General features: G+C 59.4%; 16 protein-coding genes and 1 pseudogene. 11 read left to right on the forward strand and 6 right to left on the reverse strand.

Annotation, left to right across the window (positions count from 1 at the left end; translation table 11 throughout):
- The first annotated feature begins 264 nt into the window (after positions 1-264).
- Positions 265-2,442 (forward strand): malate synthase G, encoded by a 2,178-nt coding sequence (locus SOP85_RS06450; RefSeq protein WP_323626437.1) that lies wholly within the window; start codon positions 265-267, stop codon positions 2,440-2,442.
- Between the two features lie 62 nt (positions 2,443-2,504).
- Here the strand turns inward: SOP85_RS06450 and SOP85_RS06455 are convergent, their stop codons facing one another.
- Positions 2,505-3,413, reverse strand: coding sequence for an EamA family transporter (locus tag SOP85_RS06455; RefSeq protein ID WP_274075543.1), 909 nt, complete (start codon positions 3,411-3,413; stop codon positions 2,505-2,507).
- Between the two features lie 373 nt (positions 3,414-3,786).
- The gene (locus SOP85_RS06460; RefSeq protein ID WP_323606571.1) at positions 3,787-4,230 is read right to left on the reverse strand and encodes a response regulator; all 444 of its coding nucleotides are present in this window, start codon (positions 4,228-4,230) and stop codon (positions 3,787-3,789) included.
- Between the two features lie 254 nt (positions 4,231-4,484).
- Between SOP85_RS06460 and SOP85_RS06465 the strand changes: the two genes are divergently transcribed.
- The 10 genes and pseudogenes from SOP85_RS06465 to SOP85_RS06510 form a co-directional block, all read left to right on the forward strand.
- On the forward strand, positions 4,485-6,425 hold the full coding sequence (locus SOP85_RS06465; RefSeq protein ID WP_274075545.1) for a putative nucleotidyltransferase substrate binding domain-containing protein: 1,941 nt from the start codon (positions 4,485-4,487) through the stop codon (positions 6,423-6,425).
- The gene (locus tag SOP85_RS06470; RefSeq protein WP_323606572.1) at positions 6,422-7,129 is read left to right on the forward strand and encodes a 3'-5' exonuclease; all 708 of its coding nucleotides are present in this window, start codon (positions 6,422-6,424) and stop codon (positions 7,127-7,129) included. Before SOP85_RS06465 ends, SOP85_RS06470 begins: the two co-directional genes overlap by 4 nt.
- A 224-nt stretch (positions 7,130-7,353) precedes the next feature.
- The gene (locus tag SOP85_RS06475; protein WP_032831242.1) at positions 7,354-7,872 is read left to right on the forward strand and encodes an RNA polymerase sigma factor; all 519 of its coding nucleotides are present in this window, start codon (positions 7,354-7,356) and stop codon (positions 7,870-7,872) included.
- Complete coding sequence (locus SOP85_RS06480) at positions 7,869-8,831, forward strand: FecR family protein (RefSeq protein ID WP_323626438.1); 963 nt, start codon at positions 7,869-7,871, stop codon at positions 8,829-8,831. Before SOP85_RS06475 ends, SOP85_RS06480 begins: the two co-directional genes overlap by 4 nt.
- 121 nt (positions 8,832-8,952) lie before the next feature.
- Positions 8,953-11,382: a TonB-dependent siderophore receptor gene (locus tag SOP85_RS06485; protein WP_323626439.1), complete on the forward strand. Its 2,430-nt coding sequence runs from the start codon at positions 8,953-8,955 to the stop codon at positions 11,380-11,382.
- 72 nt (positions 11,383-11,454) lie between these two features.
- Positions 11,455-12,585, forward strand: coding sequence for a PepSY-associated TM helix domain-containing protein (locus SOP85_RS06490; RefSeq protein WP_323606575.1), 1,131 nt, complete (start codon positions 11,455-11,457; stop codon positions 12,583-12,585).
- A complete protein-coding gene (locus SOP85_RS06495) occupies positions 12,582-12,761 on the forward strand; it encodes a hypothetical protein (RefSeq protein ID WP_274075550.1) in 180 nt (59 codons plus the stop codon). The genes SOP85_RS06490 and SOP85_RS06495 overlap by 4 nt, the downstream gene beginning before the upstream one ends.
- Positions 12,762-13,036: 275 nt before the next feature.
- Complete coding sequence (locus SOP85_RS06500) at positions 13,037-14,338, forward strand: MFS transporter (protein ID WP_323626440.1); 1,302 nt, start codon at positions 13,037-13,039, stop codon at positions 14,336-14,338.
- Positions 14,339-14,506: 168 nt separating this feature from the next.
- Positions 14,507-15,136 carry a glutathione S-transferase gene (locus SOP85_RS06505; RefSeq protein ID WP_323626441.1) on the forward strand — a complete coding sequence of 210 codons (630 nt, stop codon included), beginning with the start codon at positions 14,507-14,509 and terminating at the stop codon, positions 15,134-15,136.
- Positions 15,137-15,283: 147 nt separating this feature from the next.
- A pseudogene (locus SOP85_RS06510) lies at positions 15,284-15,601 on the forward strand (RHS repeat-associated core domain-containing protein); the annotation flags it as partial.
- Between the two features lie 424 nt (positions 15,602-16,025).
- On the opposite strand, the gene SOP85_RS06515 reads toward SOP85_RS06510, so the two are convergent.
- The 4 genes from SOP85_RS06515 to creB form a co-directional block, all read right to left on the reverse strand.
- The gene (locus SOP85_RS06515) at positions 16,026-16,250 is read right to left on the reverse strand and encodes a hypothetical protein (RefSeq protein WP_274075553.1); all 225 of its coding nucleotides are present in this window, start codon (positions 16,248-16,250) and stop codon (positions 16,026-16,028) included.
- Positions 16,247-17,617 carry a cell envelope integrity protein CreD gene (gene creD / locus SOP85_RS06520; RefSeq protein WP_323626442.1) on the reverse strand — a complete coding sequence of 457 codons (1,371 nt, stop codon included), beginning with the start codon at positions 17,615-17,617 and terminating at the stop codon, positions 16,247-16,249. Before creD ends, SOP85_RS06515 begins: the two co-directional genes overlap by 4 nt.
- A gap of 72 nt (positions 17,618-17,689) precedes the next feature.
- On the reverse strand, positions 17,690-19,132 hold the full coding sequence (gene creC / locus SOP85_RS06525) for a two-component system sensor histidine kinase CreC (RefSeq protein WP_323626443.1): 1,443 nt from the start codon (positions 19,130-19,132) through the stop codon (positions 17,690-17,692).
- Positions 19,132-19,812 (reverse strand): two-component system response regulator CreB, encoded by a 681-nt coding sequence (gene creB, locus SOP85_RS06530; protein WP_323626444.1) that lies wholly within the window; start codon positions 19,810-19,812, stop codon positions 19,132-19,134. Before creB ends, creC begins: the two co-directional genes overlap by 1 nt.
- Positions 19,813-19,833 lie beyond the last annotated feature (21 nt).

Genomic DNA, 19,833 nt, shown 5'->3' on the forward strand with positions numbered 1-19,833 from the left:
GTAATTAGTCTAATTTTCACAACCGCAACTCATCATGTAGTATGCCGCTGCGCGCACTACATAACGTTGGATCGATGTCCGCCACAGGCGCAGTCGCATCCCTGAAAGCCCTGTCAGCAAGGCCCTAAAGCCGTTGATTGGTCCCCACCCAGCCGTCAGAAATGGCATGTACTGGTCGCAGGGTTTGTGGTTTAAATGGCCAGAGGCTTCATTGTTAAATTGAAGAGCTGAAAAGCGAAATAGCTGAGCAGAGTGAGGCAAGCAATGACTGAACACGTTCAAGTCGGTGGCCTGCAGGTCGCCAAAGTCCTGTTCGACTTCGTGAACAACGAAGCCATTCCCGGTACCGGCCTCACCGCCGATAAGTTCTGGGCCGGTGCCGACAAGGTCATTCATGACCTGGCGCCGAAGAACAAAGCCCTACTCGCCAAACGCGATGATTTCCAGGCTCGTATCGATTCCTGGCACCAGGAACGCGCCGGCCAGGCGCACGATGCCGTGGCTTATAAAGCCTTCCTGCAAGACATCGGTTATCTGCTGCCAGAAGCGGCCGATTTCCAGGTAACGACGCAAAACGTCGATGAAGAAATCGCCCGCATGGCCGGTCCACAACTCGTGGTGCCGGTGATGAATGCCCGCTTCGCGCTCAACGCCTCGAACGCCCGCTGGGGTTCGCTGTATGACGCGCTCTACGGCACCGACGCCATCAGCGAAGCTGACGGCGCGGAGAAAGGCAAAGGCTACAACAAGGTTCGCGGCGACAAGGTCATCGCCTTCGCCCGCGCCTTCCTCGACGAAGCGGCGCCCTTGGCGGCCGGCTCCCACGTCGATTCCACGCACTACAACATCGTTGACGGCAAACTGGTGGTCGCCCTCAAAGGCGGCAGCAACAGCGGCCTGCGCAACGATGCCCAGCTGATCGGTTTCCAGGGCGATGCCTCGGCACCCACCGCGATCCTGCTGAAAAACAACGGCCTGCACTTCGAAATCCAGGTTGATGCCAGTACCCCGGTCGGCCAGACCGACGCAGCGGGTGTCAAAGACATCCTGATGGAAGCCGCGCTGACCACCATCATGGACTGCGAAGACTCGGTCGCCGCCGTCGACGCCGATGACAAGGTGGTGATCTACCGCAACTGGCTCGGCCTGATGAAGGGCGACCTGTCGGAAGAAGTCGCCAAGGGCGGCAAGACGTTTACCCGTACCATGAACGCCGACCGCACCTACACCGGTGTCGACGGTAACGCGGTGAACCTGCACGGTCGTTCGTTGTTGTTCGTGCGCAACGTCGGTCACCTGATGACCATCGACGCGATCCTCGATAAAGACGGCAACGAAGTGCCTGAGGGCATCCTCGATGGCCTGGTGACTTGCCTGGCGGCGATGCACAACCTCAACGGCAACACTTCGCGCAAAAACACCCGCACCGGCTCCGTCTACATCGTGAAGCCGAAGATGCACGGTCCTGAAGAAGCGGCGTTCACCAACGAGCTGTTCGGGCGCATCGAAGACGTGCTGGGCTTGGCGCGCAACACCCTGAAAGTCGGCATCATGGACGAGGAACGCCGTACCACGGTCAACCTCAAGGCCTGCATCAAGGCCGCCAGCGAGCGCGTGGTGTTCATCAATACCGGCTTCCTTGACCGCACGGGCGATGAAATCCACACCTCCATGGAAGCCGGCCCGATGGTGCGCAAGGCTGACATGAAGGCGGAAAAATGGATCGGCGCCTACGAGAACTCCAACGTCGATATCGGCTTGAGCACCGGCCTGCAAGGTCGCGCGCAGATCGGTAAAGGCATGTGGGCCATGCCGGACCTGATGGCAGCGATGCTGGAACAGAAAATCGCTCACCCATTGGCCGGTGCCAACACCGCGTGGGTACCTTCGCCGACCGCCGCTGCGTTGCACGCGCTGCACTACCACAAGGTCGACGTGTTCGCCCGTCAGGCCGAACTGGCCAAGCGTGCCCATGCGTCGGTGGACGACATCCTGACCATCCCGCTGGCCGTGAACCCGCAGTGGACCGCCGAACAGATCCAGAACGAACTGGACAACAATAGCCAGGGCATCCTGGGTTATGTGGTGCGCTGGATCGACCAGGGTGTTGGTTGCTCGAAGGTGCCGGACATCAATGACGTCGGCCTGATGGAAGACCGTGCCACGCTGCGTATTTCCAGCCAGCACATCGCCAACTGGCTGCGCCATGGCATCGTCACCGAAGAGCAAGTGATGGAAAGCCTCAAGCGCATGGCGCCGGTGGTGGATCGTCAGAACGCCGGTGATGCGCTGTACCGTCCGCTGGCACCGAACTTCGACAGCAACATCGCCTTCCAGGCGGCGGTCGAACTGGTGGTGGAAGGTACCAAGCAGCCGAACGGCTATACCGAGCCGGTTCTGCACCGTCGTCGTCGCGAGTTCAAGGCCAGGAACGTGCTGTAAAATATAGTTGCTCGACAACAATCCCCCGGCCTGACGACCGGGGGATTATTGTTTTTGCCCCGTTATTTCCTGAGCCGTAAGGCGCTTTCAGCGATGTAGTTCGCAATTCTTGGTGCAAACATGAATATGGCAATACCCAGGACCGTAAGCACGAGGGCAAATAGTTTTACGCCTTCAATGGGTTCATCGAGCACATACCATGAAGTCAGGATACCGGATACCGGAACGATGACAGACAACGGGGCAACCTGGCTCGCCGGATACTTCCTGATCAAGCGGTTCCACGCCCAATAACCGAAAATGGTCGCCACGTACGCCTGGAACAGGATGGACAACAACACCGACGTATTCAAGTCCGTCAACAACGCCTCAAAGGGCTCAGCCCCCTTCACCCAATAAGTCATCAGGTACAGCGGCGCAATTGCATACAGGCTCGACCAGACGACGAAGGAAAAGATGTCGACGACCTTGCTTTTCTTGATCAGTACATTGCAAAGACTCCAGCAAAAGGCTGCCAGTAGTATCAGGAACAGACCTTGGCTCTGGTCATGCGATTCGGTCATATGAATGATGAACATCAGCCCGACCAATGCCAGGAGAATACCTGCTACCTGAATGGCCGACATTTTTTCGCCGAATAACATCACTCCCCATATGACCGTAAAAAAGGCACTGAATTGCAGGAGCAAAGAAGTCACACCAGCACTGACACCGAGAAACATTCCGTAGTTCATCAACCAACACATTCCGACCCCGAACAACAAACCGTATAGCGCGAGGGTTGAAGCACTGATGTTTTTCGGCTTGGGAACGAAAAACACCAACGGAAATGCACAAAAAGTGAAACGCAAGGCAGTCAGCATAAACGGGTCTATTCCATCGAGGCTGATATCAATGACCGAATAGTTGCTACCCCACATGACTGTTACTACGAGAATCAAAAGCAAGTCGCGCCAATCCATTTTTATCATGTTGTTCCCTTATAACCATCCACACGCACACACGTGAAAACTCTAACTTCCAGGCAAAAATGGAATCACTCAGCAAAATGAGAACACGCTTGTTCAATAGCGCCACTCAATGAGTCGCTTCCGGGCTAAGAAATCGGCATGTAATGATTAGTTATTATTTTTCTGAGTTGATTGAAAAACGGATACAACAAAAGTCATCCGAACTTCAATCTTTGGGAAGATATCTGAAAACTTGAGCAACAACCGCCAGCTATTTATGAGCAGACTTGTCTCAACTCAAGGAGAAAAATTTAATTACACCCAGGAGAACGCAAACTCCACTCAAACACGGTTGAAAGGAGATACGAGGCAACTATCACTTACAAATGTTTGGTTACTGAATTCCTAGTTCTTGCTTGACCAGCGCTAACAACTTGTCGGCATCAATCGGCTTGAGCAGAAAGTCCACTACGCTCAGGTGCATCGCGGCTATCGCGTCTTTTACGTCGGCGTCGCCGGAGACGATGATGATCGGCATCGCCGCCCGCACAGACTCCCGCACCTGGCGAATCAGGTCCAGGCCATCGATATGGCCCATGCGCAGGTCGGTGATCACCAGGCCAATCGAGGGTTTCTCTTCCAACATCTTGAGTGCGGTTTCGCCACTGGCTGCCGTCATGCAACGAATGCCGTCCAATGCCAGGATCTCCGACAACAACTCTCGGGCGTCCTTGTCGTCGTCGACGATCAGCACCCGTTGCGGCGGCAGGTCGGGTTCCAGCATGACGTCACTGAGCGCCTGGCGCTCGGCGTCACTCAAAATATCGTGGTCGGACATGGCATTCTCTACATGTTCAATTCAATTCCCTAGCACAGTGGTGAGACATCGCTAAGCACACCATCAATGTGCACTCCGTCGGAAAATTTTCCAATAGGGCAAAGGTGAGGTTTTTCTCACGTTTGGGTAGGTTCTTTCCGAATCTGCATCACGTTTGCGGCCTACCTAGACTTACGTCCAATGGGCACCCCGACCGTAGGGGTCGACCATGGGTGAGTCATCCGACAACAACAATTCAAAAAAAGACTGCGGTAATGGTTATGAGTAAAGCGGACGCCTTCACACAGGCAGGGAAAACCGCGGTGTTGCAGAACATCCAGGGCACTTTGCAATTCCTTCAGCGCTTCCCGCCCTTCAACCAGATGGAACACGCGCACCTGGCGTACCTGGTCGAGCAATGTCAGCTGCGTTTTTATGCCCCCGGCGAGAGCATCATCAAGCCCGCGGACGGCCCGGTTGAGCACTTTTACATCGTCAAGCAGGGTCGGGTCGTCGGCGAACGGCCGCACACGGCCAAGGGCGGCACCGAAACCACTTTCGAAATCACCACCGGCGAGTGTTTCCCCCTCGCTGCGTTGCTGGGGGAGCGTGCGACCCGTACCGAACATCTCGCCGCCGAAGACACCTTTTGCCTGCAGCTGAACAAACTTGCATTCATCAAGTTGTTCGCCATTTCCGGCACCTTCCGCGATTTTGCCCTGCGTGGTGTGAGCAGCCTGCTGGACCAGGTCAATCAGCAGGTCCAGCAAAAAGCCGTGGAAACCCTGGGCACCCAATATTCTCTCAACACCCGCCTGGGTGAATTGGCCATGCGCCATCCAGTGATGTGCAGCCCAATCACACCCCTGCGTGAGGCCGTGACCCAGATGCACGAGCAGCAGGTCGGCAGCATTGTGATCGTCAATGAACATAAGGCGCCGCTGGGGATTTTCACCCTGCGTGATCTGCGTCATGTGGTGGCCAACGGCACCGGCGACTTCAGCGAGGCGATCGAGCGGCATATGACCCGGTCGCCGTTTTTCCTGTCTCCGGACCACAGCGCCTTCGATGCCGCGATTGCAATGACCGAGCGGCATATCGCCCACGTCTGCCTGGTCAAGGATCAGCGCCTGTGCGGCGTGGTCTCCGAACGCGATCTGTTTTCCCTGCAACGGGTCGACCTGGTTCACCTGGCGCGCACCATTCGCAGCGCCCAGCGTGTGGAAAACCTGGTGCTGCTGCGGGGCGAGATCGGTCAACTGGTGGAGCGCATGCTGGCCCACGGCGCGTCTTCGACCCAGATCACCCACATCATTACTCTGCTCAACGACCACACCGTATGCCGGGTGATCGAGCTGACCCTGGCCGAGAAAGGCGACCCGGGTATCCCGTTCAGCTGGCTGTGTTTTGGCAGCGAAGGTCGCCGCGAACAGACGCTGCACACCGACCAGGACAACGGCATTCTGTTCGAAGCACAGGACGCCGCCCACGCCGCCGAGATTCGCGGAAAACTGCTGCCCATCGCCCATCAGATCAACCAGAGCTTGGCGCTCTGCGGTTTCACCCTGTGCAAAGGCAACATCATGGCCGGCAATCCCGAGCTGTGCCTGTCCCGGGCCGAATGGGCGCGACGCTTTGCGGCGTTTATCCGAGAGGCCACGCCAGAGAACCTGTTGGGTTCAAGTATTTACTTCGATTTGCGCGTGGTCTGGGGCAGCGAGCAAGGCTGCGAACAGTTGCGTCGGGGGATTCTCGACCAGGTGGCCGACAACCGCCTGTTCCAGCGCATGATGGCGGAAAACGCACTGCGCAATCGTCCTCCCGTAGGACGTTTCCGTGAGTTCGTGCTGGCGCGCAAAAATGGTGAGAAGGCCACTCTGGACCTGAAGATCCAGGGCCTGACTCCCTTCGTCGACGGCGCGCGGTTACTTGCCCTGGCCCACGGCATCGAAGCGAACAACACATTAGAGCGCTTCCGCCAGCTGGTGGCCAAGGAGGTCATCGAGCCACTGGACGGCGCGGCGTACGAAGAGGCTTATCACTTCATCCAGCAAACCCGCATGCAACAACATCAGCTGCAGACCCGGGAAAATTTGCCCTACTCCAACCGGGTCGATCCCGACAGCCTCAATCATCTGGATCGACGCATCCTGCGTGAATCCTTGCGCCAGGCTCAACGCCTGCAAAGCAGCCTGACCCTGCGGTACCAACTATGAGCCTGTTTTCATGGCTGCGCCCCGCAGGCCCAAGCTTGTCCGTAGAGCTGCAGCAGCGCCTTCAATGCCTGCCAACGGTGGGCGGATTGAGTGAATGCAGCCTGCGCGAGCAGCGCTGGGTCGTGCTCGACCTGGAAACCACCGGGCTGAACATGAACAAGGACCGGGTACTGTCCATCGGCGCCGTGGTCATCGAGGATGGCGCAATCGACTTCAGTCGCCAGTTCGAGCGCACGTTGCAATGCGACGAACTCAAACTCGGCCCCAGTGTGCTGATTCACGGCCTGGGACCCAGCGCCATTGCCGCCGGCAGCGATCCGGCCGAAGCGTTACTGGAGTTCATGGAGTTTGTCGGCGACAGCCCGGTGCTGGCCTTTCATGCGCCGTTCGACCAGCACATGCTGGGACGCGCATTGAAAGATCACCTGGGCTACAAGTTGCAGCATGCTTTCCTGGATGTGGCGGATATCGCCCCTTTGCTGTGTCCCCAGGCCAACATCCGCGAAGCCGGTCTGGACGAGTGGATCGACTGGTTCAAGCTGGAAGTCTTCGAGCGTCACAACGCCAGCGCCGACGCCCTGGCGACCGCCGAACTGGCGCTGATCCTGTTCAGCCGCGCGCGTCAGCAGCATATCCATAGCCCGTTGAACCTGCAGCAGCGGTTGAATCAGTGGAAGCGGCGGCAGCAAACCCATTCCTTTTGACACCCCCCTGTAGGAGCGAGCTTGCTCGCGAAAAAACATCAGGCGCATCGGTCCTACCGGCAAAACGCGTCATCGTTGACGTTTTTCGCGAGCAAGCTCGCTCCTACAAGGTCTTACGACAAACCCTACCCCTACCCGACCGGTGTCAATTGCTTACCTTCCTCGCCTCTGACAGAATCGCGAACAATTCTCGTTAGTTAACACTTCCCAATCGGTGATGCTGCGTGTCGTCAGTCCCAAGCCCGCAAAGTGAGCTCGTTGGTGCGCTATATCGCGACCACCGCGGTTGGCTATTGGCCTGGCTACGGCGCAATGTCGCCTGCCCGCAACGGGCTGAGGACCTGAGCCAGGACACCTTCGTGCGCCTGCTCGGACGTGAGGAACTCAAAGAGCCGCGCGAGCCGCGGGCGTTCCTGGTGGCGATTGCCAAGGGCCTGCTGTTCGACTACTTCCGCCGCGCCGCGCTGGAACAGGCTTACCTCACCGAGCTGATGCTGATTCCAGAAGCCGAACAACCGTCGGTGGAAGAACAGCAAATGATCCTCGAAGACCTGAAAAACATCGATCGTCTGCTGGGCAAGCTGTCGAGCAAGGCCCGTGCGGCGTTTCTCTACAATCGTCTCGATGGCCTGGGCCACGCGGAAATTGCCGAGCGCCTCGGGGTGTCGGTGCCGCGGGTGCGCCAATACCTGGCCCAGGGCATCCGTCAGTGCTACATCGCCTTGTACGGTGAGCCAACATGAGCCCGGTCAACTCCAAGCCGGTGTCGGCGCAGGTGCTCGATGCCGCTATCGCCTGGCAACTGTCCCTGGACTCCGGCAACCCGGTGGAACGCGAAGAGTTCGCCAAATGGCACGCCGCCCACGAAGAACACGCCCGCGCCTGGCGTCAACTGGGCATGCTCGACCAGCGTTTCAGCGTCGCCAGCGGCCCGGCCCGCACCGCCCTGCTGCAATCGCGCGAAGGCATTCGCCGGCGGGCGCGCAAGCTTGGCAGCGGCCTGGCCAGCGTCGTTGCAGTGCTGGGGTTGGCGCTGTTTGCCGGTGAGCGTTACCTGCCAATCGACTATTGGCTGGCCGACCAGCGCACCGCCACCGGGGAGCAACGCACCATTCGCCTGGATGATGGCACCTTGATCAACCTCAACACCCACAGTGCGGTGGACGTGCGTTTCGATGAGAAGCAGCGACTGGTCGTCCTGCAGGAAGGCGAAATCCTGATCGAAACCGCTCACGGCGATGCCCGGCCGTTTATCGTTGAAACCCGCGAAGGCAGCATGCGCGCCCTGGGTACGCGGTTCCTGGTCAAGCGTGAAGAGCAAGGCACGCGACTGAGCGTGCTGCAATCGGCGGTGGCCGCCCATCCGCAATCCAGTCCCGAAGAGCAGATTCTGCGCGAAGGCCAGCAAATGCTGATTCGCAGCGACGGCCTGGGCCCGATTGCCGCGCTCAACCTCGGCGCCGATGCCTGGACCCGCGGCATGCTGGTGGTGGACAACGCGCGGCTGGAGGATCTGGTGCGTGAAATCGGTCGCTATCGCCCGGGTCACCTGGGTGTGGCGCCGGAAGTGGCTGATCTGCGGATCACCGGTAGCTTCCCACTCAAGGATACCAACCTGGCCCTGAACGCGTTGTTGCCGACCCTGCCGGTGCAGATCGAACAGCACACGCCATGGTGGGTGACGGTGGCGGCCAAGCCCTGACAGGTGGTGCAGGACGCCGTGCAAATGATGAATCGAAATTATTTTCATCCAGCCCTATCACTTTTTGATTTTCGTCCGGCACCTAGGCAATTGAGAAGTATTCACTTTCAGGAGCCGCTGTATGTCCCGTTCGCTAGACACCTTGTTGCGCCCCGGTTTGCTGGCGCTTGCCATTGCCCTTTGCACCCCTTTGGCCAGCAGCCAACTGATCGCCGCTGAACAGGCGTCCAGCGTTCGCGCCTACAACCTGCCGGCCGCGCCATTGGCCAGCACCCTAAACCAGATCGCCAGCCAGGCGGGTCTGGCGCTGTCGTTGAACCCGTCGCTGGCCGCCGGCAAGACGTCGGCCCCGGTCCAGGGCCAGTTCGACGCTGCCGGAGCCCTGCGCGAAGCCCTGCGCGGCACCGGTCTGCAACTGGAACAAAGCGGCGGCACCTACACCCTGGTGGCGGTGCCCGAGGGCGTGATGGCGCTGCCGGCGACCAGCGTCATCGGCGTGGAAGCAGATACTGAAAACGCCTGGGGCCCGGTGCAGGGGTATCTGGCCAAGCGCACGGCCGCCGGGACCAAGACCGACACCGCGCTGGTCGAGGTGCCGCGTTCGATTTCGATTGCAACGCGCGACCAGATGGACGACCGCAACGTGCACAGCCTCGACGACGCCGTGCGCTACATGCCCGGCATCACCGCCAGCAGCTACGGCAGCGATACCCGCGCCGACTGGTTGCGCGTGCGCGGCTTCGAGCCGACCCAGTTCCTCGATGGCCTGCCACTGCCTAAAGGCGTGTACGCCAACCCGAAACAGGAGACCTGGAACCTCGACCGCTTGGCCCTGCTGCGCGGCCCGGCTTCGTCGATCTACGGCCAGACCCCGCCGGGCGGCCTGCTGGACATGGTCAGCCGCCGTCCCAGCGCTGAATCGAGCAACGAGATCCAGGTGCAATACGGTAGCGACAATCATCGCCAGATCAACTTCGCCAGTACTGGCAAGATCGACGATGAAGGGCAGTTCCTCTACGGCCTGAGCGGTGTGGTCCGCGACAGCGGGACGCAGATCGACCACGTCGACAACAAGCGCTACAACATTGCGCCCAGCCTGACCTGGAACATCGACGAAGACACCACCTTCACTCTGCTCTCGCAGTTCACTCGTGACGATACCGGGATCACCAGCCAGTTCCTGCCGATCCAGGGCACCAGGATCCATTCACCGCTCGGCGATATTTCCCACCACAAAAACCTGGGCGACCCGGACTGGGAATACTACGACCGCACCTACTACGCACTGGGTTACGCCTTTGAACATCGTTTGAACGATGTCTGGCAGTTCCGCCAGAACCTGCGCTACACCAAGTCGGACCTGTCCTTCCAGGCGCTTACCGTCGGCGCCTATCCGTTCACTCAGGTCGATGCCGACGGCAACGTGGGCCGAACCAGTACCTCGACCGACGAGGACATCAGCCAGTTCGCCGTGGATAACAACTTCCAGGCCGACTTCGCCACCGGCGATGTCCAGCACACCTTGTTGCTCGGCCTCGATCACCAGCGCAGCAACACCAACTACACCTCGATCTTCGGCGATGGCCTGACCACCAACGTCAACAACCCGATTTATGGCCAGCCGATCGTGCGTCCACCACGCTCCGACGCGTTCTATGACTACGACCAGAAGACCTATCAGACCGGCCTCTACATCCAGGATCAGCTGGCCCTCGACCAATGGCGCCTGACCCTGGGCGGCCGCGAAGACTGGGTCCACACCGGCACCAAGTTCTTCAACAAGGGCGATGCCACCAACACCGAACGCGATACCAACTTCAGCGGCAACGCGGCGATCAGCTACGTGTTCGACAACGGCATCGTGCCGTACCTGTCGTACGCCGAATCGTTCCAGCCAACCAGCAACGCCACCGCATCGCCGACCGATTCGTTCAAGCCGACTGAAGGCGAACAATGGGAACTGGGTATCAAGTACCAGCCACCGGGCAGCGATACCTTGCTGAGCGCGGCGATCTACGACTTGACCCAGAAAAACGTTTCGGTCACCACGACCAATTCGGCCGGCGTCAATATCACCAGCCAGACCGGTGAAGTGAAGGTCAAGGGCCTGGAGCTGGAAGCCGTTTCCGACGTGACCGAAAACCTCAAGGTGATCGCGGCCTACACCCTGGCCAAGTCCGAAGTGCAGGATGGCACTTTCAAAGGCAACCGCCTGCAGCTGATGCCTAATCAACAGGCTTCGCTGTGGACCGACTACACCTGGCACAACGGCGTGATGGACGGGTTCGGCGTGGGCGGCGGCGTTCGCTACACCGGCAATACCTACGGCGACCAGGCCAACACCGAGCTGGGCAAGGCTGACGCCTACACAGTGTTCGACGCTGCCGTTCATTACGACCTCGGTCGCCTGGACAACAGCCTCAAAGGTGCCTCGCTGGCGCTGAACGCGACCAACCTGTTCGACAAGGACTACATCTCGACTTGCGACAGTTTCTACTGCTACTACGGCGACCAACGCAGTGTCGTCGCCAGTGCCACCTACAAGTGGTAACGGCTTGACCCGACAGGCCCAACGACCCGGCCGTCCTTCGTGGACGGCTTAGGTTTTTCTGAAGGCTATGAAATGAAAAGTAAAACAATTCGCCGCTGGTCCTTCGTCCACACTTGGACCAGCCTGATCTGCACCGTGTTTCTGCTGATGCTGGCACTGACCGGCCTGCCGTTGATCTTCCACCACGAGATCGACCATCTGCTGGGCGATGCCGCCGAGTTGAAGCAGATGCCGGCGGACACCCCGCAGCTGAATTTGCAGCAACTGGTGCAGGCCGCTGAAAAACATCGTCCCGGCGAAGTCATGCAGTACTTCGGTTTCGACGAGGACGAACCCAATGGCGCGATCGCGATCATGGCGGCCACCGCCGGCACCGAGCCGAACTCGTCCCACACCTTCATGCTCGACGCCCGCACCGGCGAAGCGCTGGAGATGCCGTCGGCCAATGGCGGCTTCATGATGGTCATGCTGCGCCTGCACGTGGACATGTTCGCCGGGCTGCCGGGCAAGTTGCTGCTGGCGTTCATGGGGTTGCTGTTCGTCGTCGCGATCGTGTCCGGCACCGTGTTGTACCTGCCATTCATGCGCCGCTTGAAATTCGCCACCGTGCGCCAGGACAAGTCCACCCGCCTGCGCTGGCTTGACCTGCACAACCTGATCGGCGTAGTGACTTTGACCTGGGCGCTGGTGGTGGGTGTAACCGGTGTGATCAGTGCCTGCGCCGACCTGCTCATCGCCGCGTGGCGCAACGACAGCCTGAGCGCGATGGTCGCGCCGTATCGCGATGCGCCGCCATTGACGCAACTGGCACCGGCCACGCGTTTGCTCGACATCGCCAAGGAAGTCGCACCCGGCATGCAGCCGGATTTCATTGCCTTCCCCGGCACGCGGTTCTCCAGCGAGCACCATTACGCGGTGTTCATGAAAGGCAGCACGCACCTGACCTCGCACTTGCTGACGCCGGTACTGATCGACGCCAGCACCCTGCAAGTCACCGCCGTGGCCGAACGTCCCTGGTACATGGACGCCATGGGCATGTCACAGCCGTTGCACTTCGGTGACTACGGCGGCATGCCGATGCAGATTCTCTGGGCGACCCTGGATGTGCTGACGATCATTGTGCTCGGCAGTGGCGTCTACCTGTGGGTGGTGCGGCGCAAGGCTGCGAAACCCGTGCTGGAAAAAGCGGAGAGCGTGGCATGAGGCCCCGGCAGTCGAATTTCTGGAAGGTGTTCGCCACCCCCACCGTCATCGCCTTGTTCAGCGCGGCGGGGTTGTTCGCCGCGCTGCTGGGCGATGGGATCTGGGATGCCTTGAGCTGGCTTGGCCTGGGTATTCCAGCCGCCCTCGCCCTGCGCGGCCTCCTCCAACGCCGATAATGCGCCCCCCTCTGTAGGAGCGAGCTTGCTCGCGATAAACCTGAGAACGCCTCGGGGAGCCAGGCTTCCAGCGTCATATTGAAGGTCATCGCGTGCAAGCTCGCTCCTACAAGTCATACGACGACAATGCCCCCCGCCCGTCGCCTCTCCCCGCTAAATCCCTGACATATTTGTTGACACATTCACCCTTGCGCTTCTATAAAGGCGCATGTTGTACGACAACCTACAACAAATGCGACACCCACAATAAATCCAAGAAAAATGACGGTGATGTGATGAAAGTCAAAGGCATCCGCTGGTGGATGGTCGGTCTGGTAACTGCCGGTCTGATCGTCAATTACCTCGCTCGCAATACCCTGTCAGTGGCCGCCCCGACCCTGATGAGCGAAATGAACATTACCACCGAGCAGTACTCGCACATCGTGGTCGCCTGGCAGGTCTGTTATGCGCTGATGCAACCGGTGGCCGGCTACATCATCGATGCCATCGGCACCAAAATGGGCTTCGCGATCTTTGCCTTCGCCTGGTCGATTGCCTGCGCGCTGGCAGCACTGGCGAGTGGCTGGCAGGGCTTGGCATTCGTTCGTGGCCTGCTCGGGCTGACGGAAGCGGCAGGCTTGCCGGCGGCCGTGAAAGCCACCACCGAATGGTTTCCGGCCAAGGAGCGTTCGGTAGCCATTGGCTGGTTCAACATCGGTTCATCGATCGGCGCACTGCTGGCGCCGCCCTTGGTGGTCTGGGCGATCCTGCACAGTGGCTGGGAACTGGCGTTCCTGATCGTTGGTGGCCTGGGCGTGCTCTGGAGCTTGCTGTGGGTGCTCCTCTACAAGCATCCCCGGGACCAGAAACGCCTGGGCGATGAAGAGCGCGCCTACATCCTCAGCGGCCAGGAAGATCACTTCAAAGAGCCGGCCACCAAAAAGGGCAGCTGGAAGAAAATCATCGGCAGCCGTAACTTCTACGCCATCGCCAGCGCGCGGATCCTTTCCGAGCCGGCCTGGCAGACTTTCAATGCCTGGATTCCGTTGTACCTGATGACCGAGCGGCACATGAACATCAAGGAGATCGCGATGTTCGCCTGGCTGCCTTTCCTCGCCGCCGACCTGGGCTGCGTGCTCGGTGGCTACCTGAGTCCGTTCTTCCACAAGCACTGCAAAGTGTCGCTGTTCACCTCGCGCAAAATGGTCTTGCTGTTCGGTGCCTCGTGCATGATCGGCCCGGCATGCATCGGCCTGGTCGCCAGCCCGTACACGGCGATTGCGCTGCTGTGCATCGGCGGTTTCGCCCACCAGACCTTGTCAGGTGCGTTGTACGCGATCACCTCTGACTCGTTCGGCAAAAACGAAGTGGCCACGGCCACAGGCATGGGCGGGATGTTCGGCTACCTCGGCGCGGCCGCTTTCACTCTGGTGTTCGGCGTGATGGTGACCAAGATCGGCTACAGCCCGCTGTTCGTGACTTTGGCGATTTTCGACATCGTCGCCGCCTTCATCGTCTGGACCGTTGCCCGGGAACTCAAGCCTCAGCAGGCAGCTCCGGGCCCTGAAGCCGGTCAGACGCTGCAACCGGCCAGCTAAAACGCAAAACCTGTGGGAGCGGGCTTGCTCGCGAATGCGATATGTCATCTGATTAATTGTTGACTGACACGACGCCTTCGCGAGCAAGCCCGCTCCCACATGGCTCATCTTGAACCCACGCATCAACGCGCTATGCTGCCCGACACCTCCTCTGACCGAGACGTCGCCATGTCCACCCCGAGCATGACCCTCTACCACAACCCCCTCTCCCCCTTCGTGCGCAAAGTCATGGTGCTCCTGCACGAAACCGGTCAACAGGACCGCGTCGCCCTGCAGAACTGCGTACTCACGCCGGTCGACCCGGACCAGACCCTGATCGACGACAACCCCCTGAGCAAGATCCCCGCCCTGCGCCTGGCCGACGGCAGCGTCATCCACGACAGCCGGGTGATCCTCGATTACCTGGACCACCAGCACGTCGGCAACCCGCTGATCCCCCGCGAAGGCTCGGCCCGCTGGCGGCGCCTGACCCTCGCCTCCATGGCCGACGGGATCATGGACGCCGCGGTACTCGTACGCTACGAAGTCGCCCTGCGCGCCCCGGAAAAACACTGGGACCAATGGCTCGACGGCCAGCGCGACAAAATTCGCCGTACTTTAGCTTTGCTGGAGAAGGATGCGATTGCCGAGCTGACCAGCCATTTCGACGTAGCGGCGATCAGCGTGGCGTGTGCGTTGGGTTATGTGGATCTGCGCCATCCCGACCTGGAGTGGCGTGAAGCGAATCCGCAGTTGGCGGCGTGGTATTTCGAGGTGAGTCAGCGGCCTTCGATGCTGGCGACGATGCCCAAGGTTTAGCACTTCGCTGGTTGAAGTGACGTTTGATGCTGCGCAACGACCCTATCAGTTCTGCTAGTAGGCAAAAAATGAAAAAAATCCGATGCTTAAGGTCCGACTTTATGAACCGTACCTGGAGCTCGGTCAATGCCTATATATTCCAGTAAAACAGTCCTGCTCGCGACCGATCAACAGCGCTCGGTCCTAAATGCCCTCGACGCGAATAGGCCTCACCCCATCGCCTACTCACCCTACGGCCATCGGCCGGCAAAAAACGGCTTGCTCAGTTTGCTCGGGTTCAACGGCGAACGTCCTGACCCGCTGACCGGGCACTATCATTTGGGCAATGGGTATCGGCTGTTCAATACGGTGTTGATGCGGTTTAACAAACCGGACAGTTCGAGTCCATTTGAAGAAGGAGGAGTGAATGCCTACTCGTATTGCGAGGGTAACCCGATAGGCCGGTGCGACCCGACTGGACATTCATTTTTGTCGATGATCAGGAAAATGGTCACGTTTGTGACACCTGCCCATCCGGCTGCAACGCTCAAGCTCACGGCATCAACCGCTGCGGCGGTAGTAGGCGCCGCCGGGTTTATGGTAGAGGCTGACGATAAAACGGCAAACACCGCACTTCTACTTGGGTCAAGTTTTCTTTTAGGCGCTGGATTAGGAGGGATGTACCGATTCCGTCCTTCCAGGACTCCTCGACTGGCATCGACACCTAATACCGTTACCAGGGGAAATGTTGAGATGGGTCCTCTGAGAAGCTCTCCTGCCGATCCCCCCACGATCCAGCAGTTCATTCCTCGCGCTAGAATCCCTGGAATTGGCAGCCCCACCAACGCCGCCAACCTAAATATAAGAACCACCTGAACAAGTAAAAAGGGAAAAAAGGGCACAGATTTATTTAAAAAGGAATGTGCCCTCCAACCGAGACGTCGCCCTGTCCGACGGGATCATGGACGCAGCGGCGTTGATCCGTTACAAAGTCTGGTTTTTGGCCGACCGGACCGGGCTTTCCACGAGCAAGTCGAACGCACCACACCGGATCAACCGGAAACAACCCGAAAATCAGCGTCGCCAGCACCTCCCCTTCCCGCTGATCTTCCCGCAACCCCAGCGACCGACTCATTCCATCGCTCCAATATCGAACGCCAACGGCTTGGCCGCTTTCTGTCCGACCCCATACCAATCCAGTTTGCGGGTCAGCACCATGAACACCCCGAGCAAGCCGAACAGCAACAACGACCCCATCAACAGCGCGTAATCCTCGGCACTCAACAAGCCATAAAGCAGGCCGTACAAAGCCGCCAGCCCCACCGAAAAACTCAAGCCGTGACGCACGCTGCGCAGCACGTGGCAGACATAAAAACCAATCAACAATACACATCCGCTGGCCGACAATAGATACGCCAAGGCAAAGCCAATGTGTTCGGACAGCGACAACAAAAGCAGATAAAAGAACGCTAGCGCCACGCCCACCAAAGCGTATTGCACCGGGTGCACCGCCAGGCTTTTAAGCACTTCAAAAAGGAAGAAACCGGCGAACGTCAGGACGATGAACAACAGTGCGTATTTGATCGCGCGGTCGCTTTTCAGGTATTGGTCCACCGGGTCGACGAAGCTCACGCCAAAGCTGCGACCGGACAACGCCTCGCAAGCACCACTGGGCACGCAGCTGTTGAGGATCTCTTGCAGATTGGTGGAAAAAAACGAAGTCTGCCAATTGGCGGTGAAGCCTTGATCGGTGATTTCGCGCTGGGCTGGCAGGTAGTTGCCGATGAAACGGGGATGCGGCCAGTTGGCGCTCAGCGAGACCTTGCTGGTCTTGCCCACCGGCAGGACCTGAAACTGGCCGGTGCCTTGCAGCTTCAGGTCGAAACCGAAGGCCAGCTCTGTGTTTTGCCTCGCGTCCAACGCCGGCAACATCACATGGACGCCCTCCCCCAGCCAGCCGACCTGACTACCCGGAACGAAGTCCAGACGCTGGCCGTTGAGCTCGAGTTTCAAGGCATTCTCGATGCCGCGAATGTCGCTGATGCCGACCGCCAGGAATGGCCGATCGAACTGGTAATCAGCGAAATCTTCCTGGATACCCAGCTGCGCCGGCAGTGAAAAATGGCCGCTGATGCGGTTGTCGGCATGGAACAGCCGCGCCTGGTAAATGCCTCGGGAACGCAGTTCGGTCTGGACCTGGCCGTCGAGTTCGAAGCGCTCCGGGAGGAAGTACAAACGACCGCGCTCTTCACCAATGTCCTGATAGCGTTCGTGGGTTTTTTCGTGGGTCTTCCAGGTGCGCACGACTTTGCGATAGGGCACCACCAACAACGGCCCGCTCAATTGCTGGCTGTAACTGGCGCTGCGGGCGATGTCTTCAAGCACGCCGTCGCGCAGTTGCTGGCGGTCCTGGATGACGCCGTTGATCATCAGCAACGGGATCAGCAATAACACAATCAGCAGGGCAATCGCCCCGAGTTTCAAGGTCAGGCTTCGGTTCATGGGACTCTCCCTGTTTTGATAAGGCAGAGTCTGGACGGGCTGTGTGGGGGCTTTATGGGGGGAATGTGGAGATTATGTGGAGACTGCGACTTGGTCTAAAGGCAGGAGCAAACTGACTTCAACGCCACCCTCAACGTTGCCGATGCTCATCACCCCACCATGCAACTTCACCACTTCTTCCACGAAATTCAGCCCAAGCCCGGTGCTTTTTCGCCCAGTATCCGGTCGCGGCAGCGAGTAGAAACGCTCGTTCAGGCGCGGCAACGCATAGTCCGGAATCGCTTCGCCCTGGTTGAAGAGCTTGAATTCGATCTGCTCGCCCATTCGCTCGGCGGTGAATCGCATCACGCCCTGAGCAGGGGTGAAATCCAGCGCATTTTCCAGCAGGTTGCCCAGCGCCTGCCGCAACAAAAACGGCTCCCCCCTTAGCATCAGGTCCGCCGCAATCATCTGTGACACGCGCAACTGCCTGCCTTCGATCCGCGCAGACTGGGCATCAATCAGTTCGGCCACCAACGCCGCCAGTGGCACCTCGACACGCGCCTCAAGCCCCTGACGCTGTTCAACTTGCGCCAGGTTCAACAGCCGCTCGATCAACTGTTGCATGCGCGTACTTTCACTGTCGATGTTGCCGACAAAACGCTGCCGTTGAGCCAACGGCATCTCGCCCTGCAGCAGTTCCGCCGCGCCGCGAATCGCCGCCAGCGGGCTCTTCAATTCGTGGGTCAATGTGTGCACGTAACGCTCTACGTAGGCCCGGCCCTCGAGCTGCGTGCGCATCTGTTCTACGGCCGTCGCCAATTGCTCCAGCTCGCCACCGCGATAGTGCGGCACCTCGATCCGCCGGCCTTCGCTCACTGCTTGCGCATAAGCGGTCAAGCGCCGCAGCGACCGACTCAACCACCAGGACAACAGCGCACCGAACAGCAGGCCGAGGCCGATCAGGCCGGCGCCATAACCCAGCAATCGTCGCTCGGTGCGATCCACATAAGACTGCAACGAGCTGTTGGGCTTGGCCACAGTGACCACGCCGATGATCCGGCCGTTATCGCGAATCGGCGCGCCGACGTGCATCACCGACGAGCTCGCATCATTGGGGTCACTGCGGGTCGAGCGGGCACCATATTCGCCGCGCAGGGTCAGGTAAACGTCGTTCCAGCGCGAGTAATCCTGACCGACCGCTGTGCCGCTGGAATCCAGTACCACGATGCCGTTGGCGTCAGTGACGTAGATGCGGTGGTTGACCTGGTTTTTCGGCAAACCCCAGATGTTCGCCGCCGGTTGCCGCTCGCCGTAGGCCTTGAGCAGTTCCGGCCAGCGGCTCTGGTTGAGGGTGCCGGCCTTGAAGTCATCGCGCAGGATTTCCGCCATCAGGTTGGCGGTGTCGACCAGGGTTTCTTCCGTGGACTGGCGCACCCCGGGACGAATTTCTTCCATCACGGTGTTGAGCACGAAGTAGCCGGTCAAGCCGACGAACAGCACATAGACCAGGAAAATCCGTAACCCCAATGGCATCAGCTGTGTCCCGGGCTGTAGCTGTATCCGAGGCCGCGATGGGTCTGAATCGGCTCTGCATCGGCCTTAATCGATCGCAACTTGGCGCGCACGCTCTTGATGTGGCTGTCGATGCTACGCTCGTAGCCGGCATCGGCGGCCACGCCCAAGGCATCGAGCAATAGCTCGCGGCTGAACACGCGCTCGGGTTGCTCCAGCAGGCATTGCAGCAAACGGAATTCGTGTCGGGTCAGGCTCAGTGGCTGACCGCGATAACTGATCTGTATACGCTCGTAATCGATGCGGAACAGTGTTGGCGCGATTTCAGTCAGGTTTTTGGGTGCCATGCGCTTGAGAATCGCCCGGACCCGCGCCGCCACTTCACGGGGGCTGAACGGCTTGACCACGTAATCGTCGGCACCAATCTCCAGGCCTACGACACGGTCGATTTCGCTATCGCGGGCGCTGAGAAACATCACCGGTACTTCGCTGAAACGTCGCAACGCCTTGCAGGTTTCGAAGCCGCTGATGTCCGGCAGACCGATGTCGAGGATGATCAGGTCCGCCGGGGTCTGCCGCTGATGCTCAAGCGCCGCCGCGCCAAGTGTCAGCCACGTGGTGGTGAACCCCTCGCCCTGCAAGGCGAAAATCAGGGTGTCGGCAATCGCCGCTTCGTCTTCGACAATCAGGATATGGGGCATGGCGTCCGAGCCTGGCGGTTG

This window comes from Pseudomonas sp. YuFO20, from assembly GCF_035064975.1.
GTDB classification, from domain to species: domain Bacteria; phylum Pseudomonadota; class Gammaproteobacteria; order Pseudomonadales; family Pseudomonadaceae; genus Aquipseudomonas; species Aquipseudomonas putida_AE.

What these genes read in the sequence shown, in the direction of transcription:
- SOP85_RS06450 (WP_323626437.1), top strand. Translation starts at nt 265, where the DNA reads ATGACTGAACACGTTCAAGTCGGTGGCCTGCAGGTCGCCAAAGTCCTG.
- SOP85_RS06455 (WP_274075543.1), bottom strand. Translation starts at nt 3,413, where the DNA reads ATGATAAAAATGGATTGGCGCGACTTGCTTTTGATTCTCGTAGTAACA.
- SOP85_RS06460 (WP_323606571.1), bottom strand. Translation starts at nt 4,230, where the DNA reads ATGTCCGACCACGATATTTTGAGTGACGCCGAGCGCCAGGCGCTCAGT.
- SOP85_RS06465 (WP_274075545.1), top strand. Translation starts at nt 4,485, where the DNA reads ATGGTTATGAGTAAAGCGGACGCCTTCACACAGGCAGGGAAAACCGCG.
- SOP85_RS06470 (WP_323606572.1), top strand. Translation starts at nt 6,422, where the DNA reads ATGAGCCTGTTTTCATGGCTGCGCCCCGCAGGCCCAAGCTTGTCCGTA.
- SOP85_RS06480 (WP_323626438.1), top strand. Translation starts at nt 7,869, where the DNA reads ATGAGCCCGGTCAACTCCAAGCCGGTGTCGGCGCAGGTGCTCGATGCC.
- SOP85_RS06485 (WP_323626439.1), top strand. Translation starts at nt 8,953, where the DNA reads ATGTCCCGTTCGCTAGACACCTTGTTGCGCCCCGGTTTGCTGGCGCTT.
- SOP85_RS06490 (WP_323606575.1), top strand. Translation starts at nt 11,455, where the DNA reads ATGAAAAGTAAAACAATTCGCCGCTGGTCCTTCGTCCACACTTGGACC.
- SOP85_RS06495 (WP_274075550.1), top strand. Translation starts at nt 12,582, where the DNA reads ATGAGGCCCCGGCAGTCGAATTTCTGGAAGGTGTTCGCCACCCCCACC.
- SOP85_RS06500 (WP_323626440.1), top strand. Translation starts at nt 13,037, where the DNA reads ATGAAAGTCAAAGGCATCCGCTGGTGGATGGTCGGTCTGGTAACTGCC.
- SOP85_RS06505 (WP_323626441.1), top strand. Translation starts at nt 14,507, where the DNA reads ATGTCCACCCCGAGCATGACCCTCTACCACAACCCCCTCTCCCCCTTC.
- SOP85_RS06515 (WP_274075553.1), bottom strand. Translation starts at nt 16,250, where the DNA reads ATGAGTCGGTCGCTGGGGTTGCGGGAAGATCAGCGGGAAGGGGAGGTG.
- creD (WP_323626442.1), bottom strand. Translation starts at nt 17,617, where the DNA reads ATGAACCGAAGCCTGACCTTGAAACTCGGGGCGATTGCCCTGCTGATT.
- creC (WP_323626443.1), bottom strand. Translation starts at nt 19,132, where the DNA reads ATGCCATTGGGGTTACGGATTTTCCTGGTCTATGTGCTGTTCGTCGGC.
- creB (WP_323626444.1), bottom strand. Translation starts at nt 19,812, where the DNA reads ATGCCCCATATCCTGATTGTCGAAGACGAAGCGGCGATTGCCGACACC.